The sequence below is a fragment of the Halosimplex amylolyticum genome (assembly GCF_051414035.1).
In the GTDB taxonomy this organism is placed as follows: domain Archaea; phylum Halobacteriota; class Halobacteria; order Halobacteriales; family Haloarculaceae; genus Halosimplex; species Halosimplex amylolyticum.
The window spans coordinates 480,258-502,581 of the sequence record NZ_JBLKNW010000002.1 but is presented as its reverse complement, the minus strand read 5'-3'; the positions used below and the strand labels follow the sequence as shown (position 1 = coordinate 502,581).

At 69.7% G+C, this 22,324-nt stretch carries 20 protein-coding genes; 6 read left to right on the top strand and 14 right to left on the bottom strand.

The window, feature by feature from the left end; genetic code table 11:
• Positions 1-106: 106 nt before the first annotated feature.
• The gene (locus ACMGFE_RS13015; protein ID WP_436925628.1) at positions 107-970 is read left to right on the top strand and encodes an SDR family NAD(P)-dependent oxidoreductase; all 864 of its coding nucleotides are present in this window, start codon (positions 107-109) and stop codon (positions 968-970) included.
• Between the two features lie 36 nt (positions 971-1,006).
• Here ACMGFE_RS13015 and ACMGFE_RS13010 read toward each other — a convergent pair whose 3' ends face one another.
• Positions 1,007-2,158, bottom strand: coding sequence for a GNAT family N-acetyltransferase (locus ACMGFE_RS13010; protein ID WP_436925627.1), 1,152 nt, complete (start codon positions 2,156-2,158; stop codon positions 1,007-1,009).
• 216 nt (positions 2,159-2,374) lie between these two features.
• Between ACMGFE_RS13010 and ACMGFE_RS13005 the strand changes: the two genes are divergently transcribed.
• Positions 2,375-4,108, top strand: coding sequence for a family 20 glycosylhydrolase (locus ACMGFE_RS13005; protein ID WP_436925626.1), 1,734 nt, complete (start codon positions 2,375-2,377; stop codon positions 4,106-4,108).
• 33 nt (positions 4,109-4,141) lie between these two features.
• On the opposite strand, the gene ACMGFE_RS13000 is transcribed toward ACMGFE_RS13005, so the two are convergent.
• Entirely contained in the window at positions 4,142-5,143 is a 1,002-nt protein-coding gene (locus ACMGFE_RS13000) for a zinc-dependent alcohol dehydrogenase (RefSeq protein WP_436925625.1), read from the bottom strand.
• Between the two features lie 140 nt (positions 5,144-5,283).
• Between ACMGFE_RS13000 and ACMGFE_RS12995 the strand changes: the two genes are divergently transcribed.
• The gene (locus ACMGFE_RS12995) at positions 5,284-6,762 is read left to right on the top strand and encodes a sulfatase (protein WP_436925624.1); all 1,479 of its coding nucleotides are present in this window, start codon (positions 5,284-5,286) and stop codon (positions 6,760-6,762) included.
• A 76-nt stretch (positions 6,763-6,838) separates the two neighbouring features.
• Here the strand turns inward: ACMGFE_RS12995 and ACMGFE_RS12990 are convergent, their stop codons facing one another.
• From ACMGFE_RS12990 to ACMGFE_RS12980, 3 genes are all read right to left on the bottom strand, one after another.
• The gene (locus ACMGFE_RS12990; protein WP_436925623.1) at positions 6,839-7,663 is read right to left on the bottom strand and encodes a PIG-L deacetylase family protein; all 825 of its coding nucleotides are present in this window, start codon (positions 7,661-7,663) and stop codon (positions 6,839-6,841) included.
• Between the two features lie 132 nt (positions 7,664-7,795).
• Positions 7,796-8,785, bottom strand: coding sequence for a Gfo/Idh/MocA family protein (locus ACMGFE_RS12985; protein WP_436925622.1), 990 nt, complete (start codon positions 8,783-8,785; stop codon positions 7,796-7,798).
• The gene (locus ACMGFE_RS12980; RefSeq protein WP_436925621.1) at positions 8,782-9,744 is read right to left on the bottom strand and encodes a Gfo/Idh/MocA family protein; all 963 of its coding nucleotides are present in this window, start codon (positions 9,742-9,744) and stop codon (positions 8,782-8,784) included. Before ACMGFE_RS12980 ends, ACMGFE_RS12985 begins: the two co-directional genes overlap by 4 nt.
• A gap of 285 nt (positions 9,745-10,029) precedes the next feature.
• On the opposite strand from ACMGFE_RS12980, the gene ACMGFE_RS12975 reads away from it, so the two are divergent.
• Positions 10,030-10,764 carry a glutamine amidotransferase gene (locus tag ACMGFE_RS12975; RefSeq protein ID WP_436925620.1) on the top strand — a complete coding sequence of 245 codons (735 nt, stop codon included), beginning with the start codon at positions 10,030-10,032 and terminating at the stop codon, positions 10,762-10,764.
• A 23-nt stretch (positions 10,765-10,787) separates the two neighbouring features.
• Here the strand turns inward: ACMGFE_RS12975 and ACMGFE_RS12970 are convergent, their stop codons facing one another.
• A complete protein-coding gene (locus ACMGFE_RS12970; RefSeq protein ID WP_436925619.1) occupies positions 10,788-11,807 on the bottom strand; it encodes a zinc-dependent alcohol dehydrogenase in 1,020 nt (339 codons plus the stop codon).
• Positions 11,808-11,908: 101 nt separating this feature from the next.
• On the bottom strand, positions 11,909-13,129 hold the full coding sequence (ilvA, locus tag ACMGFE_RS12965) for a threonine ammonia-lyase (protein WP_436925618.1): 1,221 nt from the start codon (positions 13,127-13,129) through the stop codon (positions 11,909-11,911).
• A gap of 323 nt (positions 13,130-13,452) precedes the next feature.
• On the opposite strand from ilvA, the gene ACMGFE_RS12960 reads away from it, so the two are divergent.
• Together ACMGFE_RS12960 and ACMGFE_RS12955 are read left to right on the top strand one after the other, a co-directional pair.
• Complete coding sequence (locus ACMGFE_RS12960; RefSeq protein ID WP_436925617.1) at positions 13,453-14,214, top strand: IclR family transcriptional regulator; 762 nt, start codon at positions 13,453-13,455, stop codon at positions 14,212-14,214.
• A 395-nt stretch (positions 14,215-14,609) separates the two neighbouring features.
• On the top strand, positions 14,610-15,470 hold the full coding sequence (locus ACMGFE_RS12955; protein WP_436925616.1) for a GNAT family N-acetyltransferase: 861 nt from the start codon (positions 14,610-14,612) through the stop codon (positions 15,468-15,470).
• A gap of 16 nt (positions 15,471-15,486) precedes the next feature.
• Here the strand turns inward: ACMGFE_RS12955 and ACMGFE_RS12950 are convergent, their stop codons facing one another.
• The 7 genes from ACMGFE_RS12950 to ACMGFE_RS12920 form a co-directional block, all read right to left on the bottom strand.
• Positions 15,487-15,861: a RidA family protein gene (locus ACMGFE_RS12950; protein ID WP_436925615.1), complete on the bottom strand. Its 375-nt coding sequence runs from the start codon at positions 15,859-15,861 to the stop codon at positions 15,487-15,489.
• A 352-nt stretch (positions 15,862-16,213) separates the two neighbouring features.
• A complete protein-coding gene (locus tag ACMGFE_RS12945) occupies positions 16,214-16,582 on the bottom strand; it encodes a hypothetical protein (RefSeq protein WP_436925614.1) in 369 nt (122 codons plus the stop codon).
• A 361-nt stretch (positions 16,583-16,943) separates the two neighbouring features.
• Entirely contained in the window at positions 16,944-17,180 is a 237-nt protein-coding gene (locus ACMGFE_RS12940) for a DUF8593 domain-containing protein (RefSeq protein ID WP_436925613.1), read from the bottom strand.
• Positions 17,181-17,293: 113 nt separating this feature from the next.
• Positions 17,294-18,082: an inositol monophosphatase family protein gene (locus tag ACMGFE_RS12935; protein WP_436925612.1), complete on the bottom strand. Its 789-nt coding sequence runs from the start codon at positions 18,080-18,082 to the stop codon at positions 17,294-17,296.
• Positions 18,079-19,674: an ABC transporter ATP-binding protein gene (locus ACMGFE_RS12930; RefSeq protein ID WP_436925611.1), complete on the bottom strand. Its 1,596-nt coding sequence runs from the start codon at positions 19,672-19,674 to the stop codon at positions 18,079-18,081. The genes ACMGFE_RS12935 and ACMGFE_RS12930 overlap by 4 nt, the downstream gene beginning before the upstream one ends.
• Positions 19,671-20,858 carry an ABC transporter ATP-binding protein gene (locus ACMGFE_RS12925; protein ID WP_436925610.1) on the bottom strand — a complete coding sequence of 396 codons (1,188 nt, stop codon included), beginning with the start codon at positions 20,856-20,858 and terminating at the stop codon, positions 19,671-19,673. The genes ACMGFE_RS12930 and ACMGFE_RS12925 overlap by 4 nt, the downstream gene beginning before the upstream one ends.
• The gene (locus ACMGFE_RS12920) at positions 20,855-22,324 is read right to left on the bottom strand and encodes an ABC transporter permease (RefSeq protein ID WP_436925609.1); all 1,470 of its coding nucleotides are present in this window, start codon (positions 22,322-22,324) and stop codon (positions 20,855-20,857) included. The genes ACMGFE_RS12925 and ACMGFE_RS12920 overlap by 4 nt, the downstream gene beginning before the upstream one ends.

Here is a 22,324-nt window from a genome sequence, read left to right as displayed (position 1 = left end):
GCCGGGTCCTCGTATATAGTTCTACCCCTCCGGATCGTCGCCACCGTCCGACGCCGTGCGCCCGACCCGATCGATTAAGACGTGGGGTGTGCAACTCACGCTCACGATGACGGGAGTACTCACTGACGAGACTGCGATCATCACTGGCGCCTCGCGCGGGATCGGACGGGCTATTTCCGAGCGGTTCGGCGAGGCGGGCGCGGACCTCGTCCTCTGTTCGCGGAGCGAGGACGAGGTGAGCGAGGTCGCCGAGGCGGTGGCCGACGAGCACGGCGTCGAGGCCGTCGGGCTCGCGTGTGACGTCACGGAGCCGGTCGAGATCGAGGCGATGGTCGACGCGACGCTGGAGCGCTTCGACGGGATCGACGTCCTCGTCAGCAACGCCGGCGGCTCGATCGACGACGACAACCTCCATCGGATCGACGAGGAGGCCTGGGACCGGACGGTCGAACTCAACCTCAAGTCGCTCTTCCTCGTCGCGCGCGAGGTCCTGCCGCCGATGGTCGAGGGGGGCGGCGGCTCGATCGTCCACATGTCTTCGGTCAACGGCCTCGACGGCATCGGCCAGGCCGCCTACTCCTCGGCCCGGAGCGGCGTGCTCGGCCTCTCACGGCTCGTCGCGACGCAGTACGGCCGCCACGGGATCCGCTCGAACGTCCTCTGTCCGGGGACCATCGAGACGGACCGCCGGAACCGGAACATGGAGGAGATCGGCGAGACGCGGGCGGACGCCGAGCACGGCGAGGAGTGGTCCCAGCGCGACCAGTGGATCGACCAGTACCCGGCTGGTCGGTTCGGCCGACCGAGAGAGGTCGCCGACGCGACCCTCTTCCTCGCGTCCGACATGGCGTCGTTCGTGAACGGAACGAACCTGGTCGTCGACGGGGGGCTCACCGCCGGGCTCGACTGGAGCTTCCAGCGGCAGATCTTCGAGAGCGAGGAGACGCCGACGCGCCCGAGCAAGCGGTGAGATCGAGGCCGCCACCGGAGACCGGACCCGAGCCGGTCAGACGTGTTCGCTGGGCCAGAGATAGAACCGGAGCGGCAGGACGGTTTCGAGGAACCGATCGCCCTCGCGGAGCCGTGCGGACCGCGCGGGCATCCCGAACAACAGCGACGCGAGCGCGGTCCGGTCGAGTTCGACGTTCGGGTCGTCTGCGGCCCCTTCGACGGACACCGACCCGGGGCCGTACTCGATCCGCACGGACTCGTCGCCGTCACTGCCCGCGACGCCGAGGCCGATCGACCCCCGTTCCGTCCGGTCGCTCTCTCGCCAGCGCGTTTCCAGCTGGGGGGCGAAGGCGGTCAGGAGCGCCGGGAGATCGCAGATGCGGAACTTCCGGTGCGGGCGGGCGGTCCAGAACCGGCTGTGGCGGGCGAAGACGGGTTCGAGCGGATGCCAGGGAGGGGCGCGCGCGGTCAGGTCGTTCAGGTCGTACAGCGCGAGGACGTGCGAGAGGAGCGCTTCGAGTCCGGCCGCGGAGCCGCCGAACTCCTCGATCGTCCGGCTGCGGCTCGCTCGCGTGAGGCAGAGGTACGCCGGGTCGTCGTCGCCGTCCCAGAGGAGGGTCTCCAGCCCGCGCTGGCCGAACACCGTCCGGCTCGCTTCCCGGTCGCGGACGACGCGATAGGGCTCGGCCTCGTGAATGTCGCGGAGCGTCTCGCCCTGCGCGCTCGCGCCGTCGTAGACCGCGACCGCGTCCGAGGCGGTCGGCTCGCCGGCGAACGAGCGCTCGCTGAACGTGTAGCGGTACTCGTTCCCGACGAGTTCGTAGCCGAAGTGTGCGTAGCGCTGCCGGTTGCCGCTGAGGTCCGACAGCGCCACTCCCTCGTCGTCCATCCGGTCGAACCAGAACGCGAGGAGCCGGCTCATGTAGCCGTTACCCCGGTACCGGCGATCGGTGGCGACGCCCCCGATCCCCCAGCACTCGATCGTACCGGGTCCGATCGAGAGGGTCTGTGGGATCGCTGCCACGTGGCTGACGATACGACCGTCCTCGACGATCACCGCGTGGCGATCGCTCCGGTCCGGGTCGTAGGCGAACGGGAGGCGTGCGGCCATCCCGCCGCGTTCGTAGGCGAAGTAGCGGTCGAGGAGCGCCATCATCTCCGGGAACTCCTCCGGCGTGACGAGCCGGGGGCCGTCCGTGCCTGTCATCGACGACCCTCCCGGAACAGCCACAGTGCACCGCGATCGTCGCCGCTGGTCGGTCCGCTGGATGTCATGGTTGCTGAGTCACCGTCGGTGTAGACGTATCGGCCAGCCGGGTTAAATATCACGTGGGTGGGGCGGGTCGCGCGACGACGCGGCCGCGGTTCGACCCGCCGCTCGCGGCACCAACCGTTAAGACGGACGGCGGCGTCGCCACCCGGTATGGAGTCGACAGAGCCCCGCGTCCTCCCCAGGCCGCGAACGCTCGACAGCCGCGACGGCAGCATCACCATCGACACGCCGCTGGCCATCGGGGCGAGCGACGACGAGGCGAACGCGGTCCGCTCCCGCCTGGAGACGCTGTTCGAGCGCGAGACGAACGAATCGGTCGTCGCCGACGACGATCCGACCGTCCGACTCGTGGTCGACGCGGACCGCTCCGCCGACGCGGTCGACGACCCCGAGGGGTACGTCCTCGACGCCGACGGCGACGCCGAGACCGTCACGATCCGCGCACCGACCGCCGACGGACTCCGTCACGGGTGCCAGACGTTTGTCACCGGGCTCGACCGCCGTGACGGCGGCTGGGCGTTCCCCGCGTGCGAGATCCGGGACTGGCCGGAGACGCGGTGGCGCGGGTTCATGCTCGACCCGGCGCGCGGCTTCCTCCCGGTCGACCGCGTGAAACGGCGGATCGACCAGGCCGCCAGGGCGAAGATGAACCGGCTGCACCTCCACCTGCTCGACGACGAGGGGTACGCGCTGGAGTCGGCGGCGTTCCCGGAACTGAACGAGGGCGCGGACGGCGAACCGCTGCCGGCGTACTCGGCCGGCGACGTCGCCGAAATCGTCGACTACGCCGCCGAGCGCGGTATCGAAGTGGTCCCCGAGATCGACCTGCCGAGCCACGCCGAGCACGTCCTCGCGCGGTTCCCCGAACTCCGCTGCACCGTCCCGAACGGGGAGGCCAGCGAGCGGACCCTGTGCATCGGCTCGGACGAGACGTTCGCGTTCGTCGAGACACTGCTCGACGAGGTAATCGAGCTGTTCCCGTTCGAGACCGTCCACGTCGGCGGCGACGAATGGGAGATGCACGGCCACTCGTGGGACGACTGTGTCGACTGTGAGGCGAGGATGGACGCCATCGACGCCGAGACGGTGACCGAGCACTTCTACGGGTTCGTCCGCCACGTCCACGGGTTCCTCGACGAGCGCGACCGCCGGACGACGCTCTGGAACGACCAGATCGACGTCTCGGAGTCCCCGGACCTGCCGCGGGACGTGCGGATCCAGTTCTGGCGGGTGGCAGCGCCCGGTCGCGGTCCGATCGAGGGCTGCAGCATGGAGCGGTTCCTCGAAGCGGGGTTCGACGTCGTCAACTCCTACGTCCACGCGGCCTACGTCAACGGCTGGATCAGCGAGGAGTACATGCAGGGGTGGGCGCCGCGGCGGCGGCCCTCAGTGCCCGACGAGCACACCGGGCAGGTCCGTGGCGGTGAACTCCTCGCCTGGGAGCCGTCCGACGACGTGGCCCGCGAGTACTTCGAGCGGGCGCTCCCGTCGGCGATCCCGCTGTTCGGCGACCGACTCTGGAATCCGGAGCCGATCGACGGCGGTGGGGCGCTCCGTCGCGCGCTGACGCGTCACGCGCTCGGTCCCTACGTGCCGGACGGGTTCGACGTCTACCGCGAACTGGGCGGGACGATCGTGCCGACGGACTGGCGGCGCGATTCGCCGTCGCCGCCAGCACACGCGAACCGGTCACTCGGTGACCGCTCGCCGGCAGACGCCGAGGCCGACTACCGGTCGGCCATCGAGACGCTCGATTCCCTCCGCGACGCCGGGGAAGCAGTGTTCCCCGAGACGGCCGACGCGTACCGCCGGTGCCTGGAGTGGCTCGTCGAGGTGGCCGACCGCGAGCGCCGCGGCGTGCTCGACCGTCCCGGAGAGTGGTAGGTCCGCCCGGCGACTGCGGCTGGGCGACACCCGTCACCACTCGATGACGACGCCCATGGCTTCGCTCCGGTCCGCCAGCAGTTCCGCGTACGTCTCCGGCGCGTCGGCGACGGCCACGCGGTGGCTCACCAGGTCGGAGACCGAGAGGGTCCCGTCGGCGAGACACGAGAAGAACAGCTCGCAGTGGCGCTTGTTCGTCCACGGGTTCGCGGGGGTCGCGACGGACGGGTGCGAACTGTTGTGGGCGCCGACGATGGTGTGGCTCGGCGCGTTGCAGCGGTCGTGGAAGTTGAACTCGGTCGTCCCGCGAGGACTCGACAGCAACACCAGGCGCCCCTGCGTCCGGAGGGCGTCGAACTCGCCGGGGATCGCGTCCGGGTTCCCGGTCACCTCGAAGGCCACGTCCGCCATGCGGTCCCCGGTCAGCCGAGCCACCGCCGCTTCGAGCGAGTCCGTCGTCGGGTCGACGCCGGTAACGGACGGCCGGTCGGGCAGGTAGCCGACCCGCGGCGCGCTCGGGTCGACGCCGACGACTGGCCGGGCGCCCGCGAGCTCGCAGACCCGGACGGCGAGCTGGCCGAGCAGTCCGAGACCGAACACGACCGTCGACTCGCCGAAGGCGACCTCGCCCCGCCGGACTCCGTTCATCACGATCTCGGCGATGGTGAAAAACGCCGCCTCCTCGTCGGAGACGCCGTCTGGAAGCGGGCGGCAGGCGTCCGCGGAGACGGTCACGTAGCGAGCGTGCGAGCCGAGGGTCGCGACTCGCTGTCCCTCGTCGATCGCTTCGACGTCGTCACCGACCTCGACGACGGTGCCGACGTTGTTGTAGCCGGGCACGAAGGGGTAGTCGTAGTGGTCCCACCGCGAGTCCGCCGGGTACTCCCCGGACAGGATCGTGAGTTCGGTTCCCGTGCTGACGAGCGTTCGCCGACTCTCGACGAGTACTTCGTCGGCGTCGGGCACGGGGACGTCGCGCCGTTCGACGGTTACCGTCTCCGGCGACTCGAAGACGACAGTATCGTTGTCTGACATTCGCGGTCGGTCCGTTTCTCCCGCGCCGGCATAAATCCCCGTCCGGATCCGCCCGGCACGGCGGGCCGGGCCGTCGACCGAGCCGTCTACCGGCTCGCCGCGAGCAAAAACGATTTGACCGCTCCCGGAGGACTCCCGGCATGCGGATCCTGTACGTCGACTGTGACTCGCTGCGACCGGACCATCTCGGGTGTTACGGCTATCACCGGGAGACGTCGCCGAACGTCGACGCCCTCGCCGCCGACGGGCGGACGTTCACGAACGTCTACACCTCGGACGCGCCCTGTCTCCCCTCGCGGACGGCGTTCTACACCGGGCGGTTCGGGTTTCACACGGGCGTCGTCAACCACGGCGGCCGCAACGCGGATCCCCGCCGGTACGGCGCCCGCCGCGGCGAGCGCTATCCCCGGCGGTTCCGGACGCTCGCGACGGTCCTCTCGGAGGCGGGCCTCGACACCGCGATGGTCAGTCCGTTCCCCGCCCGTCACGACGCCTGGCAGGTCGTCGAGGGGTTCGACGAACTGCGCGACACGGGCGGCGGCGGCGACGAACGAGCGGACGAGGTGTACCCGCACGCCCGCGACTGGCTCGCCGACAACGGCGCGGACGACGACTGGTTCCTGCACGTGAACTTCTGGGACCCGCACACCGACTACACCACGCCGCTCGACTACGGCCGCCCGTTCGCGGGCGAGCCGGGGCCCGACTGGGTGACCGACGACCTGATCGCCGAGCACTACCAGGGGAGCGGCGCCCACACCGCGCAGGACCTGCGCGGCTGGGGCGGCAAACGGGACGCGCCGCGGATGCCCGCTGACGTCTCCTCGCGCGAGGACTTCGAGACGTTGGTCGACGGCTACGACGCGGGGGTTCACTTCATGGACCACCACATCGGGAAGCTGTTCGAACTGCTGCGGGAGCAGGGCGTGTTCGAGGAGACGCTCGTGATCGTCAGCGGCGACCACGGCGAGAACCTCGGCGAACTCAACGTGTACGGCGACCACCAGACGGCCGACGACAAGACCTGCAACGTCCCGCTGATCGTCCGCGGGCCCGGTATCGAACCGGGGACCGACGACGAGTTACGTTACCAGCTCGACCTCACGCCGACCGTCGTCGACCTCGCCGGTGGCGAGGTCCCCGGGGGCTGGGACGGCCGGTCGTTCGCCGGCGCGGCCACCGACGGGGAGCCAGGAGGCCGGGACAGCCTCGTGCTCGGCCAGGCGGCCTGGACCTGCCAGCGGGGCGTCCGCTGGGGCGACTGGCTGCTGCTCAGGACCTACCACGACGCGTTCAAGAGCGACCTGGCGGACGTCATGCTGTTCGACCTCGCCGCGGACCCCCACGAGACGACGAACCTCGCGGACGACCGCCCCGAAATCGTCCGGGAGGGGCGTAGCATCCTGCAGCGCTGGATCGACGCGCGGCTGTCCGAGGCCGCGAGCGGTGAGCGCGGCGGGAATCCCGACGCCGAGAACGCCGTCACCGACCCGATGTGGGAGGTCCTCCGCGAGAAGGGGCCGTACTACACCTGGGACGCGCTCGACGGGTACGTCGACCACCTCCGCGAGACGGGGCGGGAGGTGCACGCGGAAGCCCTGCTCGACCGACACGGCTGATCCGGGGCCGAGCGGGGCGTCGCCGGTCGACGCGACGGCCGTCCTGCGACACCTCACGTGGTCTGCACCCGGCCGCTCAGAACGAGAAGAGGTCCTCGGCCAGTTCGTCGGTGAGCTCGCCGCCGTACTCGGAGACCTCGAACGCTTCGAGGTAGTCGATCTCGGTGCCGCGCTGTTCGCCGTAGCGGTCCACGAGACGGTCGCGGAACCGATCCGCCGCGTCGCGCATCTGCTGGAGCCCCGGGAGCGGGTCGGTCGCCAGCCACTCGCGGCGGTCGTCGGGATCGGACGGGACCGCGTCGAGCGACCCCTTGTTGTACGGGAGCCACTCGTACATCTGGGACTCGTGGCAGTCGAGGGCGTCGTACTTGCGTTCGAGCGCCGCGTCGCCGACCGGCACGAAGACGTCCGGGGTGAACGGGTAGGGCCGCTCGAACGTGTCCAGCAGGTACGCGAACACCGGGTTCGAACGAAGCGCTGGAGCGTCCGGGCACACGTTCGGGACGGTGACCATGTACGCCGCGTCGCGGACCAGTTGCGAGGTGTAGCGGTGGTCGGGGTGGTAGTCGTTCGGCCGGTGAGTGAGGACCACGTCGGGCGCGACCTCGCGGATCAGTTCGATGACCCGATCACGGTTCTCGAGCGTCGGCCTGAGCCGCCCGTCGGGGACGTCTAGAACCCGGTACTCGGTGAGGCCGGCCGTCTCTGCGGCCGCGGCCGCTTCGCGACGGCGGCGGCCGACGAGCGCCTCGCCGCGTTGCTCGTGGTGGCCGCCGCGGCCGTCGGTCATCGAGACGAATCGGACGTCGTGGCCGGCGTCGGCGGACTGTACGGCGAATCCGCCGGCCCGGATGTCGGCGTCGTCGGGATGGGCACCGACGACTAGCACTGTGCGGGACACGAGCGGTTCGTCGACGCCGGCGGTCGAAAGCCTTGCGGTGGCCCGGCTCCGGCGTCGCCGCGGGCGGCAAGCCGACCGCCCCGCGACCGGGTCGGTCGGCACGGCGGCGGGGTCGCCGGTCCCGTTGCGGACTCACTCCGTCACTGCGACCGGCTCGCACCGCTCGGCAGACGCCAGGGCGGCCTCGACGACGGCGACGGCCCTGAGTCCGTCGTCGGGCGTGATCGCCGGATCGGTCCCCTCGCGCACGCTCGCCAGGAAGTCGTCGATCAGGGCCGCGTTGGCGTCCGTCCCGTAGAACGCCGTCTCGACGCCCGCGTCAGGCCCGGCGTCGACGGTGTAGGTGAGCGACTGGTCGGTGTAGTCCAGCGCGACGGTGCCGTCGGTCCCGGTCAGTTCCAGGGTGGCGTCCCCCCAGGTGTGCCAGGCGTCGGGCCGGCTCCAGGAGCCGTCCAGCAGCAAGGGCGTCCCGTCGGCCAGTTCCATCGAGAGGACGTTGACGTCGTCGACGGGGACGTCGTGGAAGCGCGTGCCGAGTTCGGCGTACACCTCGACCACTGGCTCGCCCGTGAGGGCGAGGACGAGATCGACGATGTGGACCGTATGGTCCATCACGGCGCCGGCGCCCGCGGCGTCGGGGTCCGCGAACCAGCCGCCGGGCATCTGGCCGCGATTCGTCCCCGAGATCGACCGGATATCGCCGACGTCGCCGGCCTCCAGCGCGTCCTTCACCCGCCGCGCGGGCTCACAGAACCGGAGGGGCATCGCGACGCCCGCGGTGATGTCACTCTCCCGCCAGCGCTCGACCATCGCCCGTGCGTCGTCGACGGTCGTCGCGAGCGGCTTCTCGCAGAGGACGTCGACGTCAGCGGCGGCCGCGCGGTCGAACCACGCCCGGTGGTCGGCATTGGGAGCGCAGATCACCGCGGCGTCGACCGCCGCCAGGAGGGCGTCCGCGTCGTCGACGTACTCGGTGCCGTGGCGGTCGGCGAACGCACGGGCTCGGTCGGCGTCCGGATCGGCGACGCCGGCCAGGTCGACGTCGTCGCGGTCGGCGAGGACGTCGGCGTAGGCGTCGCTGTGAGGGTGGGCGGCCGACAGGACGCCGACGGCGAGCGTCACGCGATCACCTCCTCCGGGGCGACGGGTTCACCGCGGTCGGCCGACCGCTCGGCGGCGAGCGCCAGCCGGAGCGAGGCGATCGCCGCTGCGGGCCCGACGTCCGGATCGGTCCCGGACTCGACGCAAGACGCGAAGTGTTCGAGCTCGCGCCGATAGCCCGACTTCGCCAGCGGGCTCTCGACGGTCACGCCATCGTCCGTCCACTCGCAGTAGGCCGCCTCGTCGTCGCTGTCGAACTCGACGAGGCCGTCGTCGCCCGCGAGTTCGAGTTCGGACGTGAGCGGCCGCGACTCCGGCTGGGCCCACGAGGCCTCGACGTAGCCGACGGCGCCGTTCTCGAAGCGGAGCGTGGCGAACCCGTGCTCGGCCTCGGACTCCCGCCGGCGACGGGCGAACACCCGTTCGACCGGACCCCAGCACCACCGCAGGTAGTCGAGGTCGTGAATCGCGAGGTCGACGAAGACGCCCCCGCTCCTGTCACGGTCGGCGAACCAGTCGCCCGAACCCCAGTCCGGGAACGGTGAGAGCCGTCGCGCCCGCGCGACTCCGGGGTCGCCGATCGAGAGGTCACGCGCCTCCCGGTAGCTCGGGACGTACCGCACGACGTGGCCGACCATACACCGCACGCCGGCGTCGTCGACGATCCGCGAGATCTCGTTCGCTTCCTCCAGCGTGCCCGCGATAGGCTTCTCCAGGAAGACGTCGAGCCCGTTCTCCGCCACCGCACGGACCACGTCGACGTGGGTGTGCGTCGGCGTGCAGACGTCGACGGCGTCGAGGGCGGCGTCCTCGCACATCCTCGCGACGTCGGTGTACGCGTCGGCCCCGAAGTCGAACGACCGCAGGAACTCGTCGGGGCCGCTCGGCGAACACACGGCGACGACGTCGACGTCCATCTCGGCGTACTCGGCGGCGTGCATCTCCGCCATGAATCCAGTGCCAGCGATACCGATTCGCATACTGGAAAGCGAGACGCCACGACGACAATAAGGTTTCCCGGGAGGCGACCAGCGTACCACCGATCGGCCGTCCGTCCCACCGGCGGGGAGCGAGAGGGGGCACGTGAACGACCAAAAACTATTCGTCGGTCATCGGAGTACGCTCGGACGACGACGGATGATACCAGACGACAGCCCGACGATAGAGTCTCGACTCTCAGAGCACCGGGAAGCGCTGGGCGACGCGACAGCCCCGTGCGATCGCTTCGCCCCCGGGGAGAACCGCGACTGGGTCCACGGTGGCAGATGACCGAGATACTGCTCGCAGGGGAGTCCTGGCAGACCCTGACCTTCGAGATCAAGGGCCAGGACGTGCTGACGTCCGCGGCCTACGACGAGGTGGCCGACCACCTGATCGCGGCGCTCGAAGTGGCCGGCGCCTCCGTCGAGTTCCAGCCCTGTCACGTCGCCACCCGCGAGTTCCCGACGACGCGAGCGGAACTCGACCGCTACGACCTGGTGATCCTGAGCGACGTCGGCGCCGACACACTCCAGCTCACGGAGACGGTCCGCAACGGAGCGGCGGACGTCGACCGGTGCGAACTCCTGGCGTCGTACGTCGCGGACGGTGGCGCGCTCGGGATGATCGGCGGCTACATGAGCTTCTCTGGCGCCGGCGGCCAGGCGCGCTACGGTCGGACGGCGCTCGCGGACGTCCTCCCCGTCTCGATGGAACCGGCCGACGACCGCGTCGAGCGACCCGCCGGCGTCACCCCGACCAACGAGGGCGTCCCCGGGGCCTCGCTCCCCGCGGAGTGGCCCGCCGTGCTCGGCTACAACCGCGTCGCTGCCGACGACGACGCCGACGTCTGGGCGACCGTCGGCGACGATCCGCTGCTCGCCGTCGGCCCCCACGGCGACGGCCGGGCGTTCGCGTTTACGACCGACTGTGCGCCCCACTGGGCCCCGCCCGCCTTCCTCGAATGGGAGGGTCTCCCGGAGCTCTGGAGCGCGATCCTGGACGACGTGACGGGTCGGTAAGTGGGCGTCCGCTCGGCCGCGACTCAGGGTCGGAGCACGGCCTTGATGACGCCGTCGCGGCGCTCCTGGACGCTCTCGATCGCCTCGTCGTAGTCCGCGAGGTCGAACTCGTGGGTGACGATGCCGTCGATCGTCAGGTCCGCACGCTCGAACAGTTCGATCACGTCGTCACCGGCGTGGGAGGCGGTGACGCCGCCGACGACGGTGAGCTCCTTCGCGACGATGTCGTTCGGGTCGATCTCGCGGTTCCCGTCGAAGACGCCCGTGAGCGCGATCTGTCCCTGTTTGGCCGCGATCTGCAGGCAGGTGTTCACCACGTCGCCGGCGCCCGCCGCCTCGACGCACACGTCGACGCCGTCGCCGCCGGTGTACTCGTCGATCGCCTCCACCGGGTCTTCCTCGCGGACGTTGACCGTCTTCGTCGCGCCGAGGTCTCGGCCGACGGCGAGCCGTTCCTCCCGGGTACCGGTGAGGATCACGTCCTCGACGCCCCAGGCGCGCAGTAACTGCACGCCGAACAGGCCGAGCGAGCCTGGCCCGAGGACCGCCGCGGTGTCCGACACAGACGTCTCGACGCGCTTCATCGCGTGGAGCGTACACGCCGCGGAGTCGATCTGGCAGGCCTCGAGGTCGGAGATGCCGTCCGGGATCGGCGCCAGCGTGTACGCGGGGAACGCGGCGTACTCGCGGTACCCGCCGGCGACGGTAAAGCCGATCTCGCGGAGGTCCGCACACTGGTAGTACCGGCCCTCGCGACAGGCCGTGCAGGTCCCGCAGTAGATGAACCCGTGGAGAGCGACGCGGTCGCCGACGGAGAGCGAGTCGACGCCCTCGCCGAGCCCGACGACCTCCGCGCAAACCTCGTGCCCCGGGACCAGCGGGTACTCCGTCCACGGCGGCCCCTCCCCGTCGATCAGCCCGACGTCGCTGCCGCAGATCCCGACCGCCCGGACCTTCACGAGAACCTCGCCGGGGTCCGGTTCGGGGCGGTCGTGCGTCTCTTCCCAGATGTCGCCAGTGCCGTCGGTGACTATAGCTCTCACGTGTGACTCACTCCAGTGGTTCGAGTAGGCGATATCGCGCGGCTCGTATGAAACCATCGGTGCGACCGGGTCGATCGACCGGCCCGGCGCGCTGTATCCGCTCAGTTCACCTGTTCGACGACGTACCCCTCCTCCTCGATGGCCTCGACGATCGTCGTCGCGTGCTCGTTCCCGCTCGTCTCGACGAGGAAGACCAGGAACGCCTCGCCCACCGAGAGCGCGCGGTCCGCGCGGTAGTGGTGGATCGTGCGGATGTTGGCGCCGAGGTCGGCGATCAGGTCGGAGAGCGCCGCCATCTTCCCGGGGCCATCGTCGATCCGGACCTGCAACCGGATCAGCTGCTCGCGGGCCGTGAGCTCGTGTGTGAGGACCGTCTGCAGCATCGACATGTCGAGGTTGCCACCGGAGAGCACCGGCACTACCGTCTCGCCGGCGACGTCGAGCCGGCCGCTGGTGAGGGCGGCGATCGACGCCGCGCCGGCCCCCTCGACGAGCTGTTTCGCCCGTTCGAGCAGGAGGACGATCCCGCTCGCGATCTCCTCGTCCGAGACGGTGAGGACCTCGTCGACGTGCGCTTCGATGAGCGACAGGGTCAGTTCCGCGGTGTTGCCGGTCGCGATGCCGTCGGCGATGGTGTCGACCTCTTCGGCGGGCAGGGGCGCTCCCTTGTCCAGGCTGTCCGGGACCGTCGCCGCGTCGTCGGCCTGGACGCCGACGATCCGGACGTCCGGGCGCTCGTCGGCGAGGGCGGCGCCGATCCCGCCGACGAGCCCGCCGCCGCCGACCGGGACGACGATAGTGTCCACGTCGGGGACTGCCTCGACGATTTCCAGCCCGACCGTCCCCTGCCCGGCGACGATCGCCGGGTCGTCGAAGGCGTGGACGAACTCCGCCCCGTCGCGGGCGGCCAGTAGCTCCGCGTGGTCGACGGCGCCCCCGAAGTCCACGCCGTCGAGGACCACCTCGGCGCCGTAGCCGCGCGTGGCGTCGATCTTCGTCTGCGGCGCGGTCGTCGGCATGACGATCGTCGCCGGGACGCCGGTCTCGCGCGCCGCGAGCGCGACGCCCTGGGCGTGGTTTCCGGCGCTCGCCGCGACGACCTCGTCGACGTCGTCGCGGGCGGCCACGTCGAGCAGTTTGTTGTACGCACCCCGCGTCTTGAACGAGCCCGTGCGCTGGAGGTGTTCCATCTTCAGGAACACGTCCGCGCCGGTCCGAGCGCTGAGCGTTCGACTGGAGTCGATGGGCGTCCGCTGAACGATGTCGGGGTCCTCGAACCGCGACCGAGCAGTGGCGACGTCGTCGCCAGTAACCACTGGCATGTCTGAGAGAACGTTACCCAGGAGCGACTTAATGGTACGTGTTCGTCCGACCGATCCGGACTGTACGCGTTCTTCCAACCGATCCGGACTGTACGCGTTCGTCCGACCAGTCCGATCTGCTCGCCCTCGGGTAATCCATGTCACCGTCGGGAGGTCGAGCGAGACCCTGTTCCCACGACGGTGACGTCTGTCGCTGTGGCAGTGACAGGCGCTCTCGCCCGAGAACCAGCCGCTGGATCCGCACGGACGACGACTCGATCGTCCGGATTCGTTTTACATGGCCAAACTTTTATCTGGTATGTGTTCCCATATCCAGCCAGAGTATGACAGAGGCGAAAAACCCAGTCCAGGCCGTCCAGCGGTCCCTCGGGATCGTGGACATCCTGCGGGACGGTGACGGCGCGACTGTCACGGAGATCGCGGACGAGATCGGCGTCACGAAGGGGACAGCCCACTGCCACCTGGCGACGCTCGAGGAGAACGGCTACGTCATCAAGGAGGACGGGGAGTACGTGCTCGGACTGCGCTTTCTCGACCTGGCTCACTACGCGAAAGACCGGATCGACGTCTCCGACCTGGCGACGACGGAAGTCGACAAGCTCGCGGAGGAGACGGGCGAACTGGCGCTGTTCACCGTCGAGGAGGACGGCCAGGGGGTCTGCCTCCACACGGCCGATGGCGAAGAGGCGGTCCAGACCGAGATATACGTGGGCTACCGCAACGAACTGTACCACACCGCCGTCGGGAAGGCGATGCTCGCGTTCATGCCCCCGGAGAAACGCGACAGAATCATCGAAGAGACGGAGTTCGAGGCCAAGACCTCGCGGACGATCACCGACGAGGCGACACTTCGCGAGGAACTGGAGCAGATCCGGGAGGACGGCGCCGCGTACAACCACGGCGAGACGATCCAGGGCCTCGTCGGCGCCGGCGCCCCGATCCGGGACCAGGACGGGACGCTCTACGGTGCGATCAGCATCATCGGTCCCGAGCGACGTCTCGACGAGGAACGACTGAAAAACGAGATCCCCGAGATGATCCAGCAGGCCGTGAACATCATCGAGATCAACCTCACGTCGCTCTGATCACCCTGCCCGTCAGGCGAGAATCTCGTTTTGTAATTTCAAACCCCGCTTCGGTCTCTGGGCCGTCCACTCGATTCGACGGAGCTCCGCAGATGATGTCGGGATACCTCGATAGAAGCGCAGAACTGTCGGTTCTGCCCGGAAAAACCCTCGACGTCGATCGAACGGTGCGAGTTCAGATTACGCTATTATGGGCGTAATCCTGGCCGGCGCCGAACGCCGTGATCGCGTGACAGTACCCAGCAACGGCACAGAACACGCCGACGAACGCCACTTCCGAGACGGTGTTTGGAACTGTAAAACGTCGATTCGCAGCGACGGGCGACGTCGCGGCGATTCGCGTCGCTCGGCCCCGGCAAACATATACTTCGGCCGGGAGAAGCCGAGGTCGTTCGATGCTGGATATCCGACTCCTCACCGGGGGCGACGTGGAGGACGCGCTGGCGCTGTCGACGCAAGCGGGGTGGAACCAGGTCGCAGCGGACTGGAAGCGGTTCCTCGATCGGAGTCCGGACGGCTGTTTCGCGGGCACGGTGGACGGTGAACTCGTCGCGACGGCCGCGGTGGTCACCTACGGCGAATCGGTCAGCTGGATCGGCATGGTCCTCGTCGACGAAGACCATCGGGGCCGGGGCCACGGCACGCAGATCTTCGAGCACGCTCTCGAATTCGCCCGCGACCGCGATGGCGAAGTCGTCGGGCTGGACGCGACCGACGAGGGAGCCCGTATCTACCGTACCTACGGATTCGAGCGGGTCGAGTCAGTCCACCGGTGGCAGGGGAAACTTGACGCGCCAGTCGGCGAGACGGGCGACTATCCTGCCGGTGCGATGGCTCCGATCGCACCGGAGAACCGCGATTCGATCTTCGCGTTCGACCGGGCGCAGGTCGGCACCGATAGGACGGGGCTGCTCCGTACCCTCCTCGCAGAGCCCGAGACCGTCGGCGTCTGTTCGCGGGGGGCTGGCGGTGTCGACGGGTACGCGATCGCACGCCCCGGTAGGACCCACTGGCAAGTCGGGCCCGTGGTAGGGACGGACGCGAGCGCAGTCACGCCGCTGGTCCGGGGAGTCAGCGATCTCGCGGGCGTCCGGGACGTGATCGTCGACGCGCCGAACCGGAGAGCGATCGCCCGCCAACTGGAACAGGCAGGGCTCGCCAAGCGGCGGAAACTCGCGCGGATGACCGTCCCCGAAGCGAGGCCCGCGTTGCTCGACGACTCGGTAGTCGGCTTCGTCGATTTCGCGTTCGGCTAAAACGGCCGCCGCCCCGTCAGCACGACGCGACGACTTCGATCTCGACGCCGATGTCGATCGGCAGATCCGACACCTCGACCGCGCACCGCGCCGGGAACGGATCCGACATGTACTCCGCGTACACCTCGTTTACCGCGTCGTAGTCGTCCATGTCCGTGACGTAGACGTTCGCCTTCAGAACGTCGTCGAGTGACGTCCCCGCGGCCTCGAGGATCGCGCTGACGTTCTCGAGCGTCTGGGCGGTTTGATCCTGGATGTCCTCGACCTCGACTTCACGGGACTCGGGATCCGCCGGCCCCTGGCCGGAGACGTACACCGTGTCGCCGTCTTTGATCGCCTGCGAGTACGGACCGATGCTACTGGGCGCATCGCTAGTGCTGATCTCTTCCATACGAACGCCCGGACTCACACACAATATATAAGCTCTTTGCCAGCGCGACGAGTTCGGTGAGGCCGAACCCGGGCGAAACTGAGCAAACGGAACCGCCACTCTCCCGTGTTCACGGTGCCGGTCTAGAAATATATGATTGCCTACTTTTTCTCCTAGCTACCATATATAGTATATTATCGCCTGCATCCCTTTCTCCGCGCCGTCCGACTCCGCGTCGTCCGACTCCGCGTTCGAGGGCGGATCGACGACGGGCAATGCGTATCGACTGGAAGGCATCTACCGGGAGTGCCCCATAGATACAGGTCGGTGGACGATTCCGCGGAAAACGAACGTGAGATTCCGTTCGATGCGGTCAGTTCGCCGCGTGTTCGTTCGCGAGGAAGGAGATACGGACGGACAGCTGCAGTACCTCGCCCTCGCAACCCACCGCCTCACCGGACGTTGCGACCGAACCGGGCAGGATATCGTGGATTGCGAACGGTGATCCGGTCGACGACAAGCAGTTCTGCCCGTACGCCTGCGCCGATTTCAGGTCGAACCGGCCGCCACAGATCCGGGCCAATCGATGCCGAACGACGGCGATCTCGGGCCCGGACTTCGGTGGGCGCAAGAGCGGCGCGTCGTCGGAGACGCTGCGTTTCTCGTGGACGAAGCGCCGCAACGTCAAACGGGATCGGAACGCCACTGAGCCAGATGTCGACGCGTGACTCGTGAACGCCATCGGCAATTATACCAGTACCCTATCTATTACTGGAATTTTATGCTATTCCGGACGAAGCAGCAAATCGAACTTCGTCAGTCGTCGCGGTCCCGGTTCCCCAGCGGCATCTCGTCGGATTCCGTTCGAGGTTCTCGAAGGTGCCCGGGAAGGCTCGCACGCTTCAGAGCGGGTCGTGACCATCAGTGGCGAAACCCTGACGCCCATTCGGCCTTCCCGCCGTGTCGAGCGAGCGGCGCTCCGTACGTGCAGCAGCCACGACGTGGATCGCTTCGGGACGCTATCGGCGGATCAGGAGTGTGTTCTGACGAAGTGGAGAGCGAAGTAAGGTGCGACCGCAGGGAGCGGTGCCGCCGTCGGTCGCCTACACCCGCAGGCGGACCGCGTTCTCCCGAATGTTCGAGACGTACCGGTCGTTCAGCGTGTGTTCCTCCTGGTTCGTCCCTGTGTCCCAGCCCATGTGGTCGACGACGTCGTTGTTGTTCCCGACCGTGACGCGGACGACCAGCGAGCCGTCGTCGATGGCGGTCACTTCGCCGATCTCCTCGCCCTCCTGGGAGACGACGCGCTTGCCGACCTGTTCGTCGGAGTACTCGGCCATACCGATTCCAGGGTCCGACGCGTCGTATGGGTTCTGTCGGGGTTGTTGCCCACCGGTAGCGGGTCGCCTTCGGGCGGTCGCCGGCCGTCGGATTGGGCGCCCGACCGGGCCGGTCAGATCTCGTTGGCGGCGGCGAGGACGGCGTCGTGGACCCCGCCGTTGGAGGCGACGAGGCCGACGGAGTCGTGACGCCAGCGGTCGCCGTCGAGGTCGGTCACGCGCCCGCCGGCCCGTCGGACGAGGTGGACGCCGCCCACCGTGTCCCAGGGGTGGGCGTCGACGTTCGTGAACACGCCGTCGAGTTCGCCGGCGGCGAGTCGCGCGAGCGCGGTCTGGACCGAGCCCGGGCGCCGGAAGTCGCCGAACCGGGTGACTGCGGCCCGGGCGGCGGCGGCGAACTCGTCGCGGCGGTCAAACGGCCACCAGACGGTCGGGGCGACCATGCACCGCTGGGGGTCGGTCCGGTCGCTGACGGTGACGGGTTCGCCGTTGCGCTCGACCCGCCCGTCGGCCGCGACGACGGTGTCGCCGAGCATCGGGCAGGCGGTCGCCGCGGCCACCGGTTCGCCGCCGTCGACGGCGCAGACGCTCGTCGCCCACGTCCGCCCGCCGCGGACGAAGTTGTGGCTCCCGTCGATCGGGTCGACGATCCACGCGGGGCCCGCGTCGGGCACCGCCTTCGCCGCGTCGTCCTCCTCGGCGACGACCGGCTCGTCGGGGTAGTGCTCGCGGATCGTCGCGAGCGTCTCCTCCTGGGCCTCTCTGTCCGCGCGGGTCACGTAGTCCGTCTCGTTTTCCTTCGTCTCGACGGCGACGTCGCTGCGGAACAGCGACTCGGCGACCGACCCGCCGGCGCGGGCCGCGCGCTCGGCGACGGCCGCCCGTTCCCGCGGGTCCGTCATCGCTCGCCCCCGCGCTCGCGGGCGGCGATGGTCTCGCGGACACCGCGATAGTCGCTCTCGCCGCGGAAACAGCGGCTCTCGACGTCGCCGACCGCGACGGCGTCGGGCGCCTCGCGGTCGCAGCGCGAGCCGAACGCCGCGCGGAGCCTGTCGGCCGCCTCGCGGTCGTCGCCGGCCGTCGCGAGGGCGACCGCCTCGTCGACGGCCGTTTGCGCACCCGGGGGGAGCGAGTGCTCGCCGAGCAGTTCGTCGACCGCTTCGTCGACGGCGTCGGCGTCCACCGGGAGTCCGAGCGCGGCCTTCGTGCGGTCGAGCGCCGAGTCGTCGCCGCGAGCGCGCGTCCGGAACACCACCCGGAGCTCGTCGAGCGCCCGCCAGGTCGCCTCCGGCAGGTCGAACTCGTCGGAGCGGATCTTCGCTGGGCAGCGCGTGGCGAACGAACAGCCCTCGGGCGGGTCGCGCGGGCTCGGCGGCGTCCCGCGCAGGGTCACCCGCTCGCCGTCCCACGGCGACCCGCTCCCGGGGATCGCCGACAGCAGCGACAGCGTGTACGGATGCGAGGGGTCGCGGAACACGGACTCGGTCGGCCCGATCTCGACAACGTTGCCGAGATACATCACGGCGACGCGGTCGGCGATGTGCCGGACGACGGACAGATCGTGGGCGATGAACAGGTAGGTGAGGCCGAACTCGGCCTGCAACTGTTCGAGGAGGTTGATGATCCGCGCCTGGACGCTCACGTCCAGCGCGCTCACGGGCTCGTCGAGGACGAGGAAGTCCGGTTCGAGCGCGAGCGCCCGGGCGATGCCGACGCGCTGGCGCTGGCCCCCGGAGAACTGGTGGGGGTAGCGCCTGACGTGTTCCTCGTTCAGGCCGACCCGCGTGATCAGGTCCTCGGCGCGGTCGCGGCGCAACTCGGCGACCGACTTCTCGACGGTCACCGAGACGGTCGGCCGACCGCCCCGGTCGACCGAGACGGTCACGTCCGACGGGTCGAGCGGGAGCCGTTCGCGGACGGTCAGGTCCGGGCCGCTTCCACCGAGCGCGACCGTGATGTCGACGCTCTCGGGGGACGCCACCGAGTCGCCGGCCGTCCGGTCATCTACCGGCCCGTTCCCCGAGACGGTCGCCTCGTCGACGCCCGTGACCGCGACGGTCAGCGTCGGCCAGTCGTGCGCTTCGAGCGGTTCGCGGACGATCTGGCCGACCGTCTGGCGGTCGTTGAGGCTCTCCTGGGGGTCCTGGAACACCATGCCGACGCGCTGTTGCCACTCGCGGGCCTCGCTGCCGTCGAGGTCGGTCAAGTCTCGACCCTCGGCGGTGATGGTGCCGCTCGTCGGCTCCTCCAGCCCGAGGAGCGTCCGCCCGAGCGTCGTCTTGCCGCAGCCGGACTCGCCGACCAGGCCGATGGTCTCGCCCTCGAACACGTCGAAGGAGACCCCGTCGACGGCCTTGACCGGCGGCGACCGCGAGAAGATCGAGCGCTCGTCGTAGTAGGTCCGCAGGTCCCGAACCGACAGCAGGGGTTCGCCGCGGCTGTCGGGGTCGCTCGTCCGGTGGCCGGTCGCCGCGCCGGTCGCGGGGTCGGTCATACCTCACCACCTCCGCCGCCCGCGTCGTCGACGTCCCCACCGACACCGCCTCCGACCCCGGCGCTCCCCGACGAGTCGCCGATCCGCGTACCGCTTTGGCCGGTGGACCCCTGACGGGTGTTCGCGTTGGTTCGCCCGTCAGGGCCGACGCCGTCGTCGTCCGGACGGTCCCGCCGGACCGGGTCGCCGTCGAGATCCGTCTCGTCAGGGTAGCGGTCGTCGTGGAGCAGACAGGCCGCGGTCCGGTCGACGCCGGCCTCGCCCACGTCCTCGTGTTCGGGGTGGACCTCCCAGCAGGCGCCGAATGCGGCCGGACAGCGGGGCGCGAACCGGCAGTCGCTCGCCGGGCCGGTCGGCGTCGGTACTTCGCCCTCGATGGTCGGCAACTGCTCGTCGGGCGGCGTCCGCCCGGGGATCGACCGCAGGAGGGCCTCCGTGTAGGGGTGCTGGGGGTCGTCGAACAGCGCCTCCGTCGGCGCGCGCTCGACCACCTCGCCGGCGTAGATGACGTTCACGCGGTCGCTGGCGTCCTCGATGACGCCCATGTCGTGGGTGATGAGCAGGATAGCGAGCTCCTCCTCGCGCTGGAGGTCGGCGAGCAGGTCGAGGATCTGCGCCTGGATGGTCACGTCGAGTGCCGTCGTCGGCTCGTCGCAGACCAGGAGATCCGGGTCGCAGGCGAGCGCCATCGCGATGACGGCGCGCTGTTGCATCCCGCCGGAGAGCTGGTGGGGGTACTCGTCCACCCGGCTGGCGGCGTCTGGGATGCCCACGTCCTCCAGCAGTTCGATCGCGCGCTCGCGGGCCGCGCTCCCGCGCAGGTTCTGGTGGATCTTCAGCGCCTCGCGGACCTGGTTGCCGACGGTGTAGACGGGATTGAGGGCGCTCCCCGGGTCCTGGAAGACGATGGCGACGTCGCCGCGGTGGTCCTCCCAGTTGTCGTCGGTGAGGTCCTCGCCGCGGAAGCGGATCGACCCCTCCTCGATGGCCCCGGGGCTGTCGATCAGCCCGAGGATCGACCGGGCGGTGACGGACTTGCCCGACCCGGACTCGCCGACGAGACCGACCGTCTCGCCCGCGTCGATCTCGAAGGAGACGCCGTCGACGGCGTGGATCTCCTCGCGCTCGGTGTGGAAGACGGTGCGGAGGTCCTCGACGGCCAGCAGGGGCTCGGCGTCGCTCACGCGCCACCACCTCGCCCGGCCGCGTCGCCGCCCTCGGCGTCCGACTGCGGGTCGATGGCGTCGCGGATGCCGTCGCCCAGCGCGTTGAACCCGGTGACGACGACGGTGATCAGCAGTCCGGGGATGAGCGAGATGTGCCACGAGCCCGTCGTCACGTAGTCCTGCCCGAGGTTGATCGCCCGCCCCCACTCGGGGGTCGGCGGCGAGACGCCGAGCCCGAGGAACGAGAGACCGGCGATGGCGATGATCGCGCCACCGAGCGTCATCGACCCGTAGATGAGCAGGTAGCCGGTGATGTACGGCAGCATGTGCCTGCGCATGATGACGCGGGGTTTCTGGCCGAAGCTCCGCGCGGCGTCGACCCACTGGCGTTCGGACACCTGCAGGGCGGGTCCGCGCACCGACCGCCACATGTAGGTCCAGCCGGTGCCCGCGAGGATGAGCGCCAGGACGAACGCGCCGCTGTAGATCCCGCCGACCCAGGTGTCCGCCAGCACCGTCGTGAGCATGATGAGCAGCAGCAACTGCGGCATCGCCATCACCGCGTCGGAGACGAGCACCAATCCGAGGTCCACCCGACCCTTGTAGTAGGCCGCGGTCAGCGCGAGCGACCCGGCGAGCAGGACGCTCAGGCCGACCGAGAGCACGCCGATCACCAGCGAGATGCGCGATCCCGCGGCGATGAAGGTGAACAGGTCGCGGCCGGTCGGGAGCGTCCCGAACGGGTGATAGCGGTCGTAGTCGTCGTAGCTGAACGGCAGGACGCGCGACTGGGTCCCGGTCGACTGGGAGTCGAGGTTCGCGTCGCCGACCAGCGCCGTCTCGACGCTGCCGGTCTCGGCGTTCCAGTAGGTTATCTCGTGGGAGTAGGAGTTTCGCATGTTCTTGTCGACGGTCGTCGGCCCGAGCGCGGGCGCGAACACCGCCATCACGACGAACATGAAGACGACGGCGAGTCCGAACAGGCCCCACGTGTGCGAGCGGAAACGGTCGACCATGTCGTCGCGCGGCGTCCACGCGATGTCGCGGATCTCCCGGCGGTAGAGGCGGTAGCCGAGCACCGCCCACCCCGCCCACGCGAACGCGTAGACGTAGACGAGGATCACGCGGATGGTCCACGCGAAGGCGGGTTCCAGGCCGAGGAACGTCCCCACGTAGCGCTGGCCGTTCCAGTAGCCCTCGTTGGGGATGGTCTCCCGTGAGAGCAGCGTCGGGACCGACTCGGCGACCGAGCGGGCGCCCTCCAGCGCGTCGACGACCGGTGCCGCCGCGGAGGCGACGCCGGCGAGTTCCACCGCCGTGGCCAGGAAGTCCGCGAGGATTCCGACGACGAAGGCGGCGAGCGCGCCGGCTTCGAGCGCGAGCAGGACGGCGCCCGCGGCCAGCCAGACGAGCAGCGGCGAACCGGTCGGGAGGACCGTCGATTCGCGCGCGGCGGTCGCGTCGGCGTCGTGTGCGCCCGCCAT